The organism is Georgenia soli, from assembly GCF_002563695.1.
GTDB lineage: Bacteria > Actinomycetota > Actinomycetes > Actinomycetales > Actinomycetaceae > Georgenia > Georgenia soli.
This window is the reverse complement of record NZ_PDJI01000004.1, coordinates 299,620-317,088: the sequence shown is the minus strand read 5'-3', so window position 1 is coordinate 317,088 and position 17,469 is coordinate 299,620. Positions and strand designations below refer to the sequence as shown.

Annotated in this window: 14 protein-coding genes; 6 read left to right on the top strand and 8 right to left on the bottom strand. The window is 72.6% G+C overall.

What is annotated here, in order from left to right; all coding sequences use genetic code 11:
• Complete coding sequence (locus ATJ97_RS02840) at positions 1-2,160, top strand: multicopper oxidase family protein (protein ID WP_245862044.1); 2,160 nt, start codon at positions 1-3, stop codon at positions 2,158-2,160.
• A gap of 15 nt (positions 2,161-2,175) precedes the next feature.
• Here the strand turns inward: ATJ97_RS02840 and ATJ97_RS02835 are convergent, their stop codons facing one another.
• The gene (locus tag ATJ97_RS02835; RefSeq protein ID WP_170037036.1) at positions 2,176-2,490 is read right to left on the bottom strand and encodes a hypothetical protein; all 315 of its coding nucleotides are present in this window, start codon (positions 2,488-2,490) and stop codon (positions 2,176-2,178) included.
• Positions 2,491-2,693: 203 nt separating this feature from the next.
• Between ATJ97_RS02835 and ATJ97_RS02830 the strand changes: the two genes are divergently transcribed.
• Complete coding sequence (locus ATJ97_RS02830) at positions 2,694-3,350, top strand: dihydrofolate reductase family protein (RefSeq protein WP_098482447.1); 657 nt, start codon at positions 2,694-2,696, stop codon at positions 3,348-3,350.
• A gap of 68 nt (positions 3,351-3,418) precedes the next feature.
• On the opposite strand, the gene ATJ97_RS02825 is transcribed toward ATJ97_RS02830, so the two are convergent.
• From ATJ97_RS02825 to ATJ97_RS02800, 6 genes are read right to left on the bottom strand one after another with little or no spacing between them, the layout of a single operon-like run.
• Positions 3,419-4,240: an HpcH/HpaI aldolase family protein gene (locus ATJ97_RS02825; RefSeq protein WP_098482446.1), complete on the bottom strand. Its 822-nt coding sequence runs from the start codon at positions 4,238-4,240 to the stop codon at positions 3,419-3,421.
• Positions 4,225-5,010, bottom strand: coding sequence for a 2-keto-4-pentenoate hydratase (locus ATJ97_RS02820; protein ID WP_098482445.1), 786 nt, complete (start codon positions 5,008-5,010; stop codon positions 4,225-4,227). Before ATJ97_RS02820 ends, ATJ97_RS02825 begins: the two co-directional genes overlap by 16 nt.
• 54 nt (positions 5,011-5,064) lie before the next feature.
• Positions 5,065-6,231 carry a 3,4-dihydroxyphenylacetate 2,3-dioxygenase gene (hpaD, locus tag ATJ97_RS02815; protein ID WP_170037073.1) on the bottom strand — a complete coding sequence of 389 codons (1,167 nt, stop codon included), beginning with the start codon at positions 6,229-6,231 and terminating at the stop codon, positions 5,065-5,067.
• 35 nt (positions 6,232-6,266) lie between these two features.
• The gene (gene hpaE, locus ATJ97_RS02810; RefSeq protein WP_245862041.1) at positions 6,267-7,838 is read right to left on the bottom strand and encodes a 5-carboxymethyl-2-hydroxymuconate semialdehyde dehydrogenase; all 1,572 of its coding nucleotides are present in this window, start codon (positions 7,836-7,838) and stop codon (positions 6,267-6,269) included.
• Positions 7,835-8,578 carry a GntR family transcriptional regulator gene (locus ATJ97_RS02805; RefSeq protein ID WP_098482444.1) on the bottom strand — a complete coding sequence of 248 codons (744 nt, stop codon included), beginning with the start codon at positions 8,576-8,578 and terminating at the stop codon, positions 7,835-7,837. The genes hpaE and ATJ97_RS02805 overlap by 4 nt, the downstream gene beginning before the upstream one ends.
• Entirely contained in the window at positions 8,560-10,059 is a 1,500-nt protein-coding gene (locus ATJ97_RS02800) for a fumarylacetoacetate hydrolase family protein (RefSeq protein WP_098482443.1), read from the bottom strand. The genes ATJ97_RS02805 and ATJ97_RS02800 overlap by 19 nt, the downstream gene beginning before the upstream one ends.
• 153 nt (positions 10,060-10,212) lie before the next feature.
• On the opposite strand from ATJ97_RS02800, the gene ATJ97_RS02795 reads away from it, so the two are divergent.
• Together ATJ97_RS02795 and ATJ97_RS02790 are read left to right on the top strand one after the other, a co-directional pair.
• Positions 10,213-11,592 (top strand): MFS transporter, encoded by a 1,380-nt coding sequence (locus ATJ97_RS02795; protein WP_098482442.1) that lies wholly within the window; start codon positions 10,213-10,215, stop codon positions 11,590-11,592.
• Positions 11,593-11,729: 137 nt separating this feature from the next.
• Positions 11,730-12,923: an MFS transporter gene (locus ATJ97_RS02790; protein WP_098482441.1), complete on the top strand. Its 1,194-nt coding sequence runs from the start codon at positions 11,730-11,732 to the stop codon at positions 12,921-12,923.
• Positions 12,924-12,933: 10 nt separating this feature from the next.
• Here the strand turns inward: ATJ97_RS02790 and ATJ97_RS02785 are convergent, their stop codons facing one another.
• Positions 12,934-13,650 (bottom strand): IclR family transcriptional regulator, encoded by a 717-nt coding sequence (locus ATJ97_RS02785; protein WP_098482440.1) that lies wholly within the window; start codon positions 13,648-13,650, stop codon positions 12,934-12,936.
• 194 nt (positions 13,651-13,844) lie between these two features.
• On the opposite strand from ATJ97_RS02785, the gene ATJ97_RS02780 reads away from it, so the two are divergent.
• Positions 13,845-15,755, top strand: coding sequence for an FAD-binding monooxygenase (locus ATJ97_RS02780; protein WP_098482439.1), 1,911 nt, complete (start codon positions 13,845-13,847; stop codon positions 15,753-15,755).
• 134 nt (positions 15,756-15,889) lie between these two features.
• Positions 15,890-17,359 (top strand): NAD-dependent succinate-semialdehyde dehydrogenase, encoded by a 1,470-nt coding sequence (locus ATJ97_RS02775; RefSeq protein ID WP_098482438.1) that lies wholly within the window; start codon positions 15,890-15,892, stop codon positions 17,357-17,359.
• Positions 17,360-17,469: the final 110 nt, after the last annotated feature.

The window sequence follows — 17,469 nt, the reverse complement described above, 5'->3', positions numbered from 1 at the left end:
ATGAGGAGTGAGCGAGAGGGTGCGCCGGCCACCGCGCCGACGCCCGGTGCGACGCTGAGCAGGCGGACGGTCCTGCGCGCGGGCGGCGCCGGCATGGGCCTGTTCCTGCTGGGCGCCGTGGGCGGCCGGGCCGTGGCCGTGGAGGTGCCGGCGGCCGCGCTGCCCGGCGGCACCCTCGACCCGGCCAGGATCCCGAAGTACGTCACCCCGCTGGCCGTCCCGCCGGTGATGCCGCGGAGCGGCAGGGGCACCGACCGGGCGGGGGAGAAGGTCGACCACTACGTCATCGCGGTCCGCCAGGTCCGGCAGCAGATCCTGCCGGCCGGACTGCCGGCGACGACCGTCTGGGCCTACGGCCCGGTGGATCCGGGGAACGCGCCGGACGTCCACCACACCCCGAGCCCGACGATCGAGGCCCGTCACGGCAGGCGGGTCCGGGTCACCTGGGTCAACGACCTGGTCGACGACGCCGGCGGTCACCTGCCGCACCTGCTCCCGGTCGACCCCACCCTGCACTGGGCCAACCCGCCGGGCGGCACGGCGGGGCGCGACAGCCCGCCCGTCCTCACCGCCACGCCACCCGCCTACGACGGGCCCGTCCCGATGGTCACCCACGTCCACGGTGCGGTCGGCGTGGGCGACGAGTCCGACGGGTACGCCGAGGCCTGGTACCTGCCCGACGCGGACGACATCGACCCCGCCTACGCGCGCGAGGGCACCTGGTACGCCTTCTTCGCCGAGAAGGCCCAGGCGCTCCAGGGCTCCGGCTGGTCCCCGGGCACCGCGACGTTCGAGTACCCCAACACGCAGCGCGCCTCGACGCTCTGGTACCACGACCACACGCTGGGGATGGCCCGGGTCAACGTCTACGCCGGACCCGCCGGCTTCTACCTCGTCCGCGGCGGTCCGGACGGCGACCGGGCGGTCCGCGACAGCCGGACCGGGAGGCGCGCGGTGCTGCCCGGCCCCGCCCCCGGACGCGGCGACCGGCGCTCCGCCACGGGGCCGTACCGCGAGATCCCGCTGGTGGTCCAGGACCGCTCCTTCAACACGGACGGGTCGCTCTTCTACCCGGACACCCGGCGGTTCTTCGACCAGGTGCCGGGGCCGTACGTCCCGCACAGCGACGTGCCGCCGATCTGGAACCCCGAGTTCTTCGGCAGCACGCTCGTGGTCAACGGCCGGACCTGGCCCTATCTCGACGTCGAGCAGCGCCGGTACCGGTTCCGCCTCCTCAACGGCTGCAACTCGCGGTTCCTCATCCTCGACTTCTCGGCCGTCCCCGGCGCGAGCGTGTGGCAGATCGGCTCGGAGGCCGGGTTCCTTCCCCGGCCGGTGGAGATCACCGGCGCACGGAACCGCTCACGCCTCCTCCTCGGCCCGGCGGAGCGGGCCGACGTCATCCTGGACCTCACCGGCGTCCCGGTCGGGCACCACGTGCTGCGCAACGTCGGCCCCGACGCGCCGTTCGGCGGCGGCGAGCCGGTCCCGGAGCCGCCGGACGAGGACGACGACGCCCGGTTCCTCGCCGCCGACCCGGGCACCACGGGGCAGGTCCTCCAGCTCCGCGTCACGCCCGCCCGTGGCCCGGACCGCACGACCCCGCCACAGTTCCTCGCCCTGCCGCCGATCGCGCCCCTGACCGGAGGGGCCGTCCGCCGGCTCGCGCTGGTCGAGAGGATGTCGGGGCGGTTCGAGGACGCGCCGTCCGCCGCCCTCCTCGGCCGGGTCGAGGAGGACGGGCACTGGGTCGCTCACGACGTGACGGACCCCGTCACCGAGAACCCCGGCGTCGGCTCGACGGAGACGTGGGAGCTGTACAACACGACCGGGGACGCCCACCCGATCCACGTCCACGCCGTCGCCTTCCAGGTGCTCGGGCGTCAGCCCGTCGTCGTGGACGAGGGCAGACGCACCGTCGTCGTGGCGAGCGGCTCGCAGGTCCGGCCTCCCGAGCCGGGGGAGGAGGGGTGGAAGGAGACGGTGATCGCCTACCCCGGGGAGGTCACGCGGCTGCGGATGCGGTTCACCGTGCCCGGGCAGTTCGTCTGGCACTGCCCCATCCTCGAGCACGAGGACAACCAGATGATGCGGCCCTACCGGGTCGGCCCGCCGCAGGAGGGGCAGCCGGGCCACGGAGGAGGTCACCCCGGGCACTGAGCGGACACCCGGCCGTCACCGCACCGCGGACCGGGCCTTCTTCAGCGTCTTCCTGCCCTTCCGCCGGAGCTGCCTCGTGCCGCCCCTGACGGACCGGCGGGCGTCCCTGCCCTGGCGCCGGGCTGCCCTGCCCGCCTCCTGCGCAGGGTGTCGCGCCGCCCTGGGAAGCATCAGCCGGGCAGACACCGAGACGAGCCGCCGGGCCAGCATGAGGACCCCGAGCCCGAGAGGCAGCAGGACGATCGTGACGCACAGCAGCGCACCCACCAGACCGAGCAGTGCGGCCACGGTCCACACCAGACCACCTGCCAGCCAGCGAAGCGGCTTCATCGCCATCCCCTCCTCCGCGCACCGTACGCCGTGCGGTGCGCCTGCGCCCGCCGGCCCTCGGCCCGTGCGCGGGGCGGCGGTCGCCGCTCCCGTCCAGCACGCGACGGTGGGACCGGCGGGACGCAGGTCCCTGGACGCCCACCGTCTCTGCCGGTTGGGTGGAGGTGGCTGCTCGGACGACGGCGCCAGAGAGGATCTCAGAGATGGCCCGACCGTTCGTGGTCGTCCACGTCGCCGTCGCTCTCGACGGGGCGACGACCGGGTTCCCGGTCGACGTCGAACGGTTCTACGCCCTCGCGGCGACCTGGCACGAGGACGTCACCCTCACAGGAGCCGACACCATCCTCGCCCAGGAGGCGGTGCTGCGGGCGTCGCCAGGGCCCGGTCCGGCTGCCGGAGGCCCGTTGCTCGCCGTCGTCGACGGCCGCGCCCGCGTGAGCGCGTGGCGGGAGCTCCGCGACGCAGGCTACTGGTCCGCCGTCCTCGCGCTCCGGTGCCGGGCCACACCGCCGCGGGAGGACGGCGGGTGGCGGCCGGAGGAGCTTGTCGTCGGGGAGGACCGGGTCGACCTGCGTGCGGCGCTCGAGGCGCTCGGCCGCCGGGCCGGGACGAAGGTCGTGAGGGTGGACAGCGGCGGCGGGCTCACGGGCGCGCTGCTCGCGGAGGGACTCGTGGACGAGGTCAGTCTCCTGGTGCACCCGGCCTGGTCGGGAGCGTCCGGTCGGGCCTGGCACGGGCAGGCCGTGGCGCCCGCCGCCGAGCTCCGGCTCGCGGCAGCCGAACGACTGGGCGATCTCGTCTGGCTGCGGTACCGGTTCGGCGGAGCGGCGTCACGCGACGGCGCCACGGGCGAGCGGTGACGGGCGGGGGCCCCGCAGGTCACGGGCCTGCGGGCCCCCGGCCGACTCGAGCGGCGTGACCGCGCGGCTCAGTAGCTCTCGCGGGCGCCGTCGTCGGAGGTGGTGACGAACGCCGCGGCGAGCGCCTCCGAGCCGCGGGCGAGGAGCGCCACGTCCGCGCCCACGAGCACGAAGGAGGCTCCGGCGTCGATGTACGAGCGGGCCACGGCGTGGTCGAAGGCGTTGACCCCGACCGGCTTGCCTGCCGCCCGGACCGCCTCGAACGCGCGGTGCACCGCGGCGACGACGTCGGGATGGCTCTGCCGGCCGATCAGTCCCATGGACGCCGCCAGGTCGGACGGCCCGACGAAGACCCCGTCGACGCCGTCGACGGCCGCGATGTCCGCGGCCGCCTCGACGCCCTCGGCGGTCTCGATCTGGACGAACAGCGAGACGTGCTCGTCGGCGTCCGCGAGGTACCCCTCGACCCGGTTCCACCGCGCGGACCGCGCCAGCGCCGAGCCGACGCCGCGGCGCCCCCGCGGGGGGTAGCGGACCGCCTCGACGACGGCGCGGGCCTCCGCGCCGGAGGAGACCATGGGCACGAGCAGGTTCTGCGCGCCGAGGTCGAGGACCTGCTTGATCGTCACCACGTCCCCGATCGGCACCCGCACGAGCGGGGTGACGGGGTAGGCGGCGACGGCCTGCAGCTGGGCGAGCACCGACTCCAGGCCGTTGGGGGAGTGCTCCATGTCGATCAGCACCCAGTCGATCCCCGAGCCGGCGACGATCTCGGCCACCAGCGGGCTGCCGCTGCAGACCCAGATCCCCGCCAGCGGCCGGGCCGCGTGGCCCTTCGCCTGCTGGCCCGTCAGGGCGTGGCGGAAGGTGGGCGTCAGACGAAGCGGCACGAGATCGTCCCCAGCTCTCGGAAGTCGGCGAGCACGGTGTCGCCCGGGTGCACCCACATGGGGCGGGTGAACGAGCCGGCGAGGACGAGCTCACCGGCCTCGAGGCGGTCGCCGTGCTGGGCGAGCTTGTTCGCCAGCCACGCCACCCCCATGGCGGGGTGGTTGAGCACGGCGCCCGCGACGCCCGACTCCTCGATGGTCTCGTTGCGGTACAGCAGGGCCGAGACCCACCGCAGGTCCACCTCGCCCGGCCGGACCGGGTTGCCGCCGTAGACCATCGCGCCCATCGCGGCGTTGTCGCTGATGGTGTCGACGATCGTGCGGCCCTCGAGCTCGATGCGCGAGGACAGGATCTCCAGCGCCGGCACCACGTACTCGGTCGCCCGGAGCACGTCGAACACGGTGGCGTCCGGGCCGTCGACCGGCTCGGCCAGCTTGAAGGCCAGCTCGACCTCGATGCGCACGTTCGAGAACCGGTCGTGCTCGATGACGGAGCCGTTGTCGAAGACCATGTCCGCGAAGATGGCGCCGTAGTCGGGCTCGTCGATGCCGGTCGCCGCCTGCATGACCTTCGACGTCAGACCGATCTTGCGGCCCACCGGCCGCCGGCCGGCGTCGATGGCCCGGCGCCGCCACTCGTTCTGCACGGCGTACGAGTCCTCGACCGTCATGCCGTCGTACCGCTTCGTCAGCAGCGGCACCATCGTGCGGTCCCGCTCGGCGGCGGCGAGCTCGTCCGCGATCCCCGCGATGGTCTCAGCCGGCAGCATCCGTTCCTCCTAGTCCTGGGTGCGTCCCGCCGTCGGGACGGCGCGAGCGGGTGGTCACAGCTGGTGGCCGAGCTTGTACTCGCCCTGCTTCCAGCTCGGCATCGACTCCTCGCCCTCCTCGCGGCGGGTGTACGAGAAGCCGTCGGCCCCGATGGTCACGGCCATCTCGCTGGTGTCGGTCCGCTCGCGAACCGGCTGGGGGTTGCCGTCCAGGTCGAGCACGAGGGACGCCTCGGTGTACCAGGACGGGACGACCGGCGTGCCCCACCAGTCACGCCGCTGGTTGTCGTGGACGTCCCAGGTGACGACCGGGTTGTCCGGGTCGCCCGTGTAGTAGTCCTGCGTGTAGATCTCCACGCGGTGACCGTCCGGGTCGCGCAGGTAGAGGTAGAAGGCGTTGGACACCCCGTGCCGGCCGGGGCCGCGCTCGATGCGGTCCGACATGCGCAGCGCGCCCAGCTTGTCGCAGATCGCGAGGATGTTGTGCTTCTCGTGCGTGGCGAACGCGACGTGGTGCATCCGCGGACCGTCCCCGCCGGTCATCGCGGTGTCGTGGACGGTCGGCTTGCGGCGCATCCACGCCGCGTAGACCGTGCCCTCCTCGTCCTGGATGTCCTCGGTGACGCGGAAGCCGAGGTCCTGCATGAACTTCGTCGCGCGCGGCACGTCCGGGGTGACCTGGTTGAAGTGGTCGAGGCGCACGAGCGCCCCCGGGGTGTAGAGGTCGTAGCGCCACGCGAGACGCTCGACGTGCTCGACGTCGTGGAAGAACTCGTACGGGAAGCCGAGCGGGTCCTCCACGCGGACCGAGTCCCCGATGCCCTTGGTGAAGCCCTCCGCACGGCGCTCCACGCGGCAGCCGAGCTCGGTGTAGAAGGCGACGGCCTTGTCCAGGTCCTCCGGGCTGCGCACCCGGTAGGAGAACGCCGCCACGGCGGCGACCGGTCCCTTGCGCAGCACGAGGTTGTGGTGGATGAACTCCTCGATGCTCCGCAGGTAGACGGTCTCCTCGTCCTCCTCCGTCACCGTGAGGCCGAGCACGTCGACGTAGAAGTTCCGGGAGGCCGTCAGGTCGGTGACCACGAGCTCCATGTAGGCGCAGCGCAGGATGTCCGGCGCCGGCACGCTCGGGGTGGGGACGGGGTTGTCGGTGTGGATGGGTGCCTCCTGCGACACGAAGAAGCCGGAGGTGGTGGGGGTCATCTGGTCACGCTTGGTCACGTCAGCGTCCTTGCCTTCCGTACGGGTGGGGGTGCTCAGCGGGGGTCCGGGTCGTCCAGGTCCGTGGGCTCGTGGGTCTCGACCTTGCCGAAGGTGGGGTTGTGCACCTTCCCGAGGGTGATGTGCACGGCCTGCTGGTCGGTGTAGAAGTCGATCGAGCGGTAGCCGCCCTCGTGCCCCAGGCCCGAGGCCTTGACGCCGCCGAACGGCGTGCGCAGGTCACGGACGTTGTTGCTGTTGAGCCAGACCATCCCCGCCTCGACGGCCTGGGAGAAGTTGTGCGCCCGCTTGAGGTCGTTGGTCCAGATGTACGCGGCGAGGCCGTACTTCACGCCGTTCGCGAGGCGCAGGGCCTCCTCGTCTGTGTCGAACGGGGTGATCGCGACGACCGGCCCGAAGATCTCCTCCTGGAAGATGCGGGCGTCGGGGGCGACGTCGGCGAAGACGGTGGGGGCGACGTAGTTGCCCGTGGGGAAGCCCTCCGGCCGACCGCCGCCGGCGACGAGGCGCCCCTCGGTCTTGCCGATCTCGATGTAGCTCATGACCTTGTCGTAGTGCTCGGGGTGCACGAGCGCGCCGACCTCGGTCCTCGGGTCGTGCGGGGGGCCGACGACGACGCGCTTGGCCTGGGCGGCGTAGCGCTCGACGAACTCGTCGTAGATCTCGCGCTGGACGAGGATGCGGCTGCCCGCCGTGCAACGCTCGCCGTTGAGGGAGAACACCCCGAAGATCGTCGCGTCGACGGCGGCCTCGAGGTCGGCGTCGGCGAAGACGACGGCGGGGGACTTGCCGCCGAGCTCCATGGACAGGCCCTTGAGGTACGGGGCGGCGTTGCCGAAGATGATCTGCCCGGTCCGGCTCTCGCCCGTGAAGGAGATGAGCGGCACGTCGGGGTGCTTGACGAGCGCGTCGCCGGCGTCCTCGCCGAACCCGTTGACGAGGTTGAACACGCCCTTCGGCAGTCCGGCCTCCTCGAAGATGCCGGCCCACAGCGACGCCGAGAGCGGCGTGAACTCGGCGGGCTTGAGCACCACGGTGTTGCCGGTGGCCAGCGCCGGGCCGAGCTTCCACGACTCGAGCATGAACGGCGTGTTCCAGGGCGTGATGAGCCCGGCGACGCCGATGGGCTTGCGGTTGACGTAGTTGATCTGGCGGCCGGGCACCTTGTAGGTGTCGTCGGCCTGGGCGACGATCAGGTCGGCGAAGAACCGGAAGTTCTCGGCGGCGCGGCGCGCCTGGCCGAGCGCCTGGGTGATCGGCAGGCCGGAGTCGAAGCTCTCCAGCTCGGCGAGCCGGGCGTCGCGGGACTCGACGATGTCGGCGATGCGGTGCAGGACGCGGGAGCGCTCGCGCGGCAGCATCTTCGGCCACGGGCCCTCCTCGAACGCGCGCCTCGCCGCGGCGACGGCGCGGTCGATGTCGGCCTTCTTGCCCGCCGCGGCGTGCAGGTAGGTCTCGTTCGAGACCGGGTCGAGGACCTCGAAGGTCGCGCCGTCCGCCGAGTCGACGAACTCGCCGTCGATGTAGTGCTGGATCCGCTCGGGCAGGTCGGCAGGGACGTGACGGGGAACCGTCGTGGTCGCCGGGTCGGTGCTGATGTCACTCACTGGGTGCCTCCGGTCGGGTGGGGGTCGTGTGCGGGCCCGCCCAGGGACTGCTCCGGGCGCTCGCGGGTCATGTAGGCGTCGAGGGTGGCGAAGCGGTGCTCCCGGGCCGCCCTCTCGATCTCGGCGAGGGCGGCCCCGGCCTCGATCAGGCGGACGATGTTCTCGTGCTCACGCACGGACTCCTGCGCGCGTCCCGGCACGAAGCTGAAGGTCGAGGCGCGCAGGTGGCCCAGGCGCGCCCACTCCGCGTCGACGAGCTCGAGCATCCGCGGGTTGTCGCAGTGCTGGTACAGGATCGAGTGGAACTGCTGGTTCAGGCGTGTGAACGCCGGCGGGTCGAACTGGTCCAGCGCGTCGATCATCCGGGCGTTGACCTCCCGGGCGCTGCGCACGTCGGCCGCGCTGAGGCGCCGGGCGGAGAGCGCGGTCGCCGCGCCCTCCAGGATCGCCAGCGTCTGCATGCTGTGCCGGTACTGGGAGTCGTCCACCATCGACACGTGGGCGCCGACGTTGCGCTTGAACGTGACCAGGCCCTCCGCCTCGAGCTGGCGGATCGCCTCCCGCACGGGCACGACGCTCATGCCGAGGTCGTCGGCGAGCGCGGACAGGACGAGCCGGTAGCCCGGGGTGAACTCCTGGCTCGTGATGCGTTCCTTGATCCAGGCGTAGGCCCGCTGCGACTTGCTCAGGGCGCCGGCGGTCCCGGGCGCCACGACCTCCGTCAGCGGCTGGCGCGCCATGCCTCGTACCTCGCTCGCCACTCGGCGTTCATCGGGAAGAGCCCGTCGACGGGGTGGCCCGCCGTGACCTGCTCCGCGATCCAGGCGTCCTCGTCCTCCTGGGCGAGCGTCGCGTCGACGACCTCCTCGACGAGGGCCGGCGGGATGACGACGACGCCGTCCCTGTCCCCGACGAGGACGTCGCCGGGCTGCACGGTCGCCCCGCCGCAGGCGACGGCGACGTCGGTGTCCCACGGGACGTGCCGGCGGCCGAGGACGGCGGGGTGGGCCCCGTTGGAGTACACGGGGATGCCGACGGCGGCGACGGCGTCGTGATCCCGCACGCCGCCGTCGGTGACGATGCCGGCCGCGCCGCGCGCGTGGGCGCGCAGGGCGAGGATGTCGCCGAGCGTGCCGGACCCGGTCTCGCCGCGGGCCTCGATGACGATGACCTCGCCCTCCCCGACGGCGTCGAACGCACGCTTCTGCGCGTTGTAGCCGCCGCCGTGGCTCTTGAACAGGTCCTCGCGGTTCGGCACGAACCGCAGCGTGCGGGCGGTGCCGACGACCTTGGCGCCGGGGTGCATGGGCCGGACGCCGTCGATGCTGACGTTGTCGAGGCCCCGCTTGCGGAGCTGGGCGCTCAGCCCGGCCACGGGGGCGCGGCCGAGCTTCTCGCGGAGCTCCGCGCTGAGGCGGAAGGGCTCCGGCTCGGGCTCGAGGCCCGCGGCCGCCCGCGAGCCCCAGGCCTCGGCCCGCTGGTGGTCGTCGACCGCCGGGAGCGAGCCGACCGCGTCGTCGAAGCCGTGCTCGCCCTGCGTGACAGTGGTGAGGAGACGGCCGGAGGTGGGGGCGCCCGGTGCGTCGGGGGCGTCCACCTCCACCTCGACGACGTCGCCCGGGACGACGACGGACGAGCCGGCGGGCGTCCCGGTCAGGATGACGTCGCCCGGCTCGAGGGTGAAGTGCTGGGAGAGGTCGGCCACGAACTGGGCGAGCGGGAAGATCAGGCCGGCGCTGGTGTCGTCCTGCCGGAGCTCGCCGTTCACCCAGGTGCGCAGGCGTAGCGCCGCCGGGTCGACGGTGCGGGCGTCGACGAGCTCGGGCCCGACGGGGGTGAAGCCGTCGCCGCCCTTGGAGCGCACGTTGGAGCCCTTGTCGTTGGCGCGCAGGTCGTAGAGACCGAAGTCGTTCGCCGCCGTGACCCACGCGACGTGGTCCCAGGCGTCCGCGAGCGGGACGCGCCGGGCGGCGGTGCCGATGACGAGGGCGATCTCGCCCTCGAAGGCGAGCAGCTCCGTGCCGCCCGGCCGCTCGATCGTGCCCCCCGAGGCGGCGACGGAGCTCGACGGCTTGAAGAAGTACGACGGCGCGGCCGGACGACGCCCGCGCTGGTCGGCACGGGAGGCGTAGCTGAGGTGGACGGCGACGATCTTTCCCGGGCGGCCGGGAAGGCCGGAGAACCTCGGGTCGACGCCGGTGGTGATGATGTCTGCGGTCATGAGCTCCCTCGCCCCTTGCGTAGTAACTGAAATCGTATATCATCGGTCGCGACACGGCAAGCCGGCCAGCCGGCGGACGTGACGACCAGACGCCCGCCGCCAGCGCGGCTCTGGCGCGGACAACGATGTCGCTTCGACACAGGAGTCAAGAACATGAGCACCAACACCGCCCCCAACGGCACCACGCCGGGGCCAGTCGCCACCACCGCCGAGCGCCGCCGCGTCGTCTTCGCGACCGTCATCGGGACGACCGTGGAGTGGTACGACTTCTTCATCTACGCCTTCGCCGCCGGGCTCGTCTTCGCGCAGGCCTTCTTCGCCCCGCTCGGCTCCAACAGCATCCTGCTGTCCTTCGCCACCGTGGGCGTGAGCTTCCTCTTCCGCCCGTTCGGCGCGTTCATCGCCGGTCACCTCGGTGACAAGTACGGCCGCAAGCTCGTCCTGATGGTCACGCTCGTCATGATGGGCCTCGCCACCTCGCTGATCGGCATCCTGCCGACGTACGAGACCATCGGGGTCGCGGCCCCGATCATCCTCGTCCTCCTGCGCATCGTCCAGGGCATCTCCGCCGGCGGCGAGTGGGGCGGCGCGGTCCTCATGGCCGTCGAGCACGCGCCGAGCAACAAGCGCGGCCTCTTCGGTGCGGGACCCCAGACCGGTGTGCCGCTGGGTCTGCTCCTCGCGTCGGGCGTCATGGCCGTCATGGCGATGATCGCCCCCGGTGACGCGTTCCTCGCCTGGGGCTGGCGCGTCCCGTTCCTGCTGAGCGTCGTCCTCATCGTCGTCGGCCACTACGTGCGTCGGAAGGTGGAGGAGAGCCCGGTCTTCGCCGAGCTGTCCGAGCGGCGCGAGGAGGCCCAGATGCCGATCCTGCGGCTCTTCCGCAAGCACACGGTCCTCGTGGTCGTCGCCGCCCTCGTCTTCGCCGGCAACAACGCGGTGGGGTACATGACGACCGGCGGCTACATCCAGAACTACTCGACCAACCCTGACGGCCCGCTCGCCCTCGACCGCGGCCCGGTGCTCTGGGCGGTCACCGGCTCGGCCGTCACGTGGCTGCTCTCGACGATCGTCGCGGGCTGGGTCTCCGACCGCATCGGGCGGCGCACGACCTACCTCCTCGGCTGGGTCCTCCAGCTCGCCGGTGTCTTCGCCCTGTTCCCGCTCGTGAACACCGGCAACATCGGCCTGCTGTTCTCCGCGCTGGCGCTGCTCACGGTGGGGCTCGGCTTCACGTACGGCCCCCAGGCGGCGTTCTACGCGGAGCTGTTCCCGGCCTCGATCCGGTTCTCTGGCGTGTCGATCTCCTACGCGATCGGTGCCATCGCGGGCGGCGCCTTCGCGCCCATGATCGCCACCGCGCTGGTCAGCGCGACGGGGACGACGACCTCGGTGACGTGGTACCTCGCCGGCATGACGCTCGTCGGGCTGCTCGCGACGCTCGTGCTGCGTGACCGCAGCGGCATCCCGCTCGGCCCCGACCACGAGGACGAGCAGCAGGTGAGCCCGGTCCGCGGACTGGCGAAGGTCTGACCCGACCGACTCCTGGCCGCCCGCACCACCGCCCGGCCCGGCGCCCTCCGCGGGTGCCGGGCGGGCGGCGCGTCGGCGGGGCGACCAGCGGCCGTCCGACGGCGCGAGCGTCCGCGGGTGCGAGTGAGAGGAGCGCGATGACGCAGACAATGTCGAGCGGGCCGGCCGAGCGGCTGTGGACGCGCCAGTTCGCTCTGGCGACCGCGGTCAACGCCCTGGTCATGACGATCTTCTACCTGCTCATGACCACGATGGCGGTCTACGCGACCGAGCAGTTCGGTGCCTCCGCCACCGCGGCCGGCCTGGCGTCGAGCATGTACATCGTCGGTGCCGTGGGCGCGCGGCTCGTCGGCGGTCGGCTCGTCGAGACCGCCGGCCCCCGTCGCACCCTGCTCGCCAGCCTCCTGGTCTTCGTGGTCATGTCGCTCGTCTACCTGCCCGCGGACGGTCTCGGGCTCCTGCTCGCCGTCCGGTTCGTGCACGGGGCCGCCTACGGCGTCGGTCACACGGCCGTGACCACGCTGGCGCAGTCCGCGATCCCGCCCGGGCGCCGCGGCGAGGGCACGGGGTACTTCACGCTCGGGGTGCCGGTGGCCGGCGGGGTCGGTCCGCTGCTCGCCCTCTGGCTCGTCGGCAGGTGGGACTACGACGTCCTCTTCCTCGCGTGCGCGGCCGTCTCGGCGTCGGCCTGGGCGATGGCGGTGCTCATGAGCGAGGGCGCCCCGGGGCCGCGCCGCCGGGACGCCCGGCCCCTCCTTCGCGAGCTGGTGCACCCGCACGTCCTGCCCGTCGCCACGTTCATGCTGCTCGTCGGCGTGGCCAACGCCGCGATCATCACCTACGTCCACCCCTACGCCGAGGCCCTGGGCCTGGCCGGCGCCGCCGGGGCCTTCTTCCTCGTCCAGGCGGTCGCCGTCCTGGCCGCCCGGACGTTCGCCGGGCGTGTCCAGGACCGCCACGGGGACAACGCGGTCCTGTACCCGGCCCTCGCCGTGTACGCCGCGGGGATGGTGGTGCTGTCGCAGGCGGGGAGCACGGCGGCCCTGATGGTCGCCGGCGTGCTCGCCGGCCTCGGCTTCGGCACCCTCATGCCGGCCGCGCAGGCGGCCGCGGTCCGGATCGCCGACGGCGAGCGGGTCGGCCTCGCCGTGTCGACCTACTACCTCTTCCTCGACGCGGGGACCGGGCTGGGGCCGCTCGCGCTCGGGCTGGTCATCGGCGCCGCCGACCACCGGGTCATGTACCTGACGGTGGCCGCCCTCGTCATCGTCTCCGCCGGGCACTACCACGCCGTGCACGGCCGCCGCGCACGGCTGGCGGCTCGGGCGTGACGCGTGCCCCTCAGCCGCCGAGGGCGCCCCGGACCGACGCGGCACTCGCCGCCAGCCGCGCCGCGATCGCAGGCGGTTCGTGGTCGGTGGCGACGTAGACGACGGCGATCGCCGCCGGTTCGCGGCCGCGCAGCCCCAGGGGCACCGCCACGGACCGCACGCTCGGGATGACCTCGTCGCTGCTCTCGGCGAATCCCCGGGCCGCGGCGGCCACCGCCTCCTGCTCCAGGCGTGCCGAGATCCCGGCGGGCCACTCGGGACGGGGGAGCGCCGCCAGGATCGCCTTGCCCGGTGCCCCCACGGTGACGGGGTGGCGTGTGCCCGGGCGCTGCGCGACCGAGGCGACCGCGTGCCGAGGCTCGACGCTCGAGAGGGTCACGCACTCGTCCCGGTCCAGGACGGCGAGGAAGCAGGTCATGCCGAGCTCGTTGGCGACGGCGGTGAGCTCGGGCAGCGCCTCTGCCTGGAGGTCGTGCGCGACGCCTGCCGCCAGGGCGGCCATCCGTGCACCGAGGGCGACCCGGCCGGACGGGTCCCTGCCCACGAGGCCGTGGTCCTCGAGCGTGCGCAGGAGGCGGTAGGCGATCGAGCGGTGGACGCCGAGGTGGTCGGCGATGCCGTCGATGGTCAGTGGCTCACGCGCGTCGGCGAGCACCTCGAGGATGCGGATCCCGCGACTCAGCGTCTGCGAGGCGGGGGCGTTCCCGGCGGCCCTGGCGGCGGTCACGGTGCCTGCTTCCGGTCGGTCACTGTTCTCCCCGAGGTGTCGCGGGCACGGATGGTTGCTCCGTCTGGGCCCTTGCGTGTGGCGTACGTCATCGTATACGTTCCGTTCAATAGTAGAACCGCGTGTTCGAAAGTAGAACACGCGGTCGGCCCCGACAAGTACCTCGACAGTGATGTCCGAGGAGGGAAATCGCGATGCAGCAGTTTCACCACTACGGCTATGTCTCCGGCGATCCGCGGGTCGAGCCCGCCGCAGGGATCGGCCTCGACCGTCCCGAGGAGTTGCCTGACGAGGTCGACGTCCTCATCGTCGGCACCGGGCCGGCGGGGATGATCGCCGCCGCCCAGCTCTCGCAGTTCCCCGACGTCAGCGCCCGCATCGTCGAGCGCCGGGCCAGCCGGCTCGAGATCGGGCAGGCGGACGGCATCCAGGCGCGGAGCGTCGAGACGTTCCAGGCGTTCGGGTTCGCCGGGCGGATCATCGAGGAGGCGTACCGGATCACCGAGATGGCCTTCTGGCGGCCCGACCCGGAGGACCCGTCGCGCATCGTGCGCGGGGAGCGGCCGGTCGACGACCCGACCGGGATCAGCGAGTTCCCGCACCTCATCGTCAACCAGGCGCGTGTCCTCGACTACTTCGCGGAGTTCGCGGCCAACTCGCCCGGCCGGATCAAGCCGGACTACGGGTACGAGTTCGTTCGCCTGGAGGTCACGCAGGGGGAGGAGTACCCGGTCACCGCCCACCTCGTCCGCACCGCCGGCGAGCAGGTGGGCCAGGAGAAGGTCGTGCGGGCGAAGTACGTCCTCGGCGCCGACGGCGCGCACAGCCGCGTCCGCGACTCCATCGGCTGCAGGCCGCAGGGCGACCAGGCGTTCCACGCCTGGGGCGTCATGGACGTGCTCGCCGTGACCGACTTCCCCGACATCCGCACCAAGTGCGCCATCCAGTCGCACACCGGCGGGAGCATCCTGCACATCCCGCGCGAGGGCGGGCACCTGTTCCGCATGTACGTCGATCTCGGCGTCGTCTCGCCCGAGGACAAGGGCGCGATCCGGCGGACGACGATCGAGGAGATCATCGCCAGGGCGAACGAGATCCTGCACCCCTACACGCTCGACGTGCGCCACGTCGCCTGGCACAGCGTCTACGAGGTCGGCCACCGGGTGACCGACCGGTTCGACGACGTCCCCCTGGACGAGATCGGCACGCGCACGCCCCGCGTCTTCATCGCCGGCGACGCCTGCCACACCCACAGCGCCAAGGCCGGCCAGGGCATGAACGTCTCGATGCAGGACGGCTTCAACCTGGGCTGGAAGCTCGGGTACGTGCTGACGGGCCGCAGCCCCGAGAGCCTGCTGGCCACCTACTCCGCCGAGCGTCAGGTCATCGCCCAGAACCTCATCGACTTCGACCGGGAGTGGTCGACCCTCATGGCGAAGAAGCCGGAGGAGTTCACGGACCCCGCCGAGCTCGCCGACTTCTACGTCCGCACCGCCGAGTTCCCCGCCGGTTTCATGACGCAGTACGAGCCGTCGATGATCGTGGGCGAGGCGACCCACCAGGAGCTCGCCACCGGGTTCCCGATCGGGAAGCGGTTCAAGTCGGTCCCGGTCGTGCGGGTCTGCGACGCCAACCCGTTGCACCTGGGCCACCAGCACCGGGCCGACGGCCGGTGGCGCGTCTACGCGTTCGCCGACGGCGCCGCCCCGGGCCAGGCGTCCGCGCTGACCGAGTGGGCGGAGTGGATGGCCAGCTCGGCAGAGTCCCCGGTCCTCGCCCACACCCCTGACGGTGAGCCGCGTGACAGCGTCCTCGACGTGAAGGTCGTCTACCAGCAGAAGCACGTCGACGTCGACATCTCCCGGGTGCCCGAGATCTTCCTGCCCCGTACCGGGCCGTTCGAGCTCGTCAACTACGACAAGGTGTTCGCCGCGCACCCCGACGAGGACATCTTCGACCTGCGCGGCATCGACCGGAACGGCTGCGTCGTCGTCGTCCGTCCCGACCAGTACGTCGCCGCCGTCCTGCCGCTCGGCGCCACGGACGAACTCGCGGCGTTCTTCCGTCAGCACCTTCTCGTGACCGACCGCCAGCCGGTGGCCTGAGGCCGCGCTCCGCGGGGCCGGCCCGCGGCCGTCCACGTCCGCCCTTCGTGACGGCGGACATGGACGGCGTGGCGGCGGGTCGTTCCCGACCTGAATGATGGGTGCCACGGCATCCCGGACGACAAAGGAGTTCCATGAGCCACAACCACGAGGCCGAGCTGCTCGCGAGCGTGCCCGACCAGCTGTACATCGGCGGGCAGTGGCGCGACGCCGAGGGCGGGCGGACGCTCAACGTCTACGACCCCGCCACCGGTGACCTCGTCAGGACGATCGCGGACGCCTCGCCCGCCGACGGTCTCGCCGCGCTGGACGCCGCCGACGCGGCGTTCCCCGCCTGGGCCGCGACACCGGCGCGCGAGCGTGCGGAGATCCTGCGCCGCGCGTTCGACCTGCTCCAGGAGCGCAAGGAGGAGTTCGCCCTCCTCATGACGATCGAGATGGGCAAGCCGCTCGCCGAGGCGCGCGGCGAGGTTGCCTACGGCGGCGAGTTCGTGCGCTGGTTCAGCGAGGAGGCCACCCGCGTCCAGGGCCGGTACGGGCCCAACCCCGAGGGCACCGGCCGGATGGTCGTCTCCCAGCACCCCGTCGGGCCGTGCTTCCTCATCACGCCGTGGAACTTCCCGCTCGCGATGGCCACCCGCAAGATCGCCCCGGCGCTGGCGGCCGGGTGCACGGTCGTCATCAAGCCCGCCGAGCTGACGCCGCTGACGACGCTGTACTTCGTCAAGCTGCTCGAGGAGGCCGGGCTCCCGGGCGGTGTGGTGAACGTCTTCACCACCTCGACGTCGGGGAAGGTCTCCGAGCCGATCATCCGCGACCCGCGGCTGCGCAAGCTCTCCTTCACCGGCTCGACGCCGGTGGGCCAGCGCCTGCTGGAGCAGGCCGCCCAGGGGGTGCTGCGGACGTCGATGGAGCTCGGCGGCAACGCGCCGTTCGTCGTCTTCGACGACGCCGACCTGGACAAGGCGGTCGAGGGGGCGATCGCGGCGAAGTTCCGGAACATCGGCCAGGCCTGCACCGCCGCGAACCGGTTCATCGTCCACCGCGACGTCGCCGAGGAGTTCGCGCGCCGGGTCACCGAGCGCGTGAAGGGCTTCACCGTGGGCCGGGGCACGGAGGAGGGCGTGACGATCGGGCCGCTCATCAACGAAGGCGCGGTCGAGAAGGCCGCCGCGCTCGTGGGTGACGCCGTCCAGCGCGGCGCGACCGTCCACACCGGCGGCAGCGCGATCGAGCGGCCCGGTACCTTCTACGCGCCCACCGTGCTCGCCGACGTGCGCCCGGGCAGCGAGATCCTGCGCGAGGAGATCTTCGGGCCCGTGCTGGCGATCGTCCCGTTCGACACCGAGGACGAGGCGGTGCGCATCGCCAACGACACCGAGTACGGCCTGGTCTCCTACGTCTACACGGAGAACCTGGCCCGCGGTCAGCGCATGATCGAGCGCCTGGAGACGGGGATGATGGGCCTGAACATCGGCGTCGTCTCCAACGCCGCGGCCCCGTTCGGCGGCTGGAAGATGTCGGGTCTGGGCCGCGAGGGCGGTGCGGAGGGCATCCACGAGTACCTCCAGACCAAGTACACGCTGACGCCCAACCCGTTCTGACGGTTGCCGACGCGGACGGGCGGGTCGTGGAGCGCTCCACGACCCGCCTGTCGTCGTCGGGCGGCACGCCGTGCCCGGGCCGTCACGGACCGTCGGGAATGCCGTATACG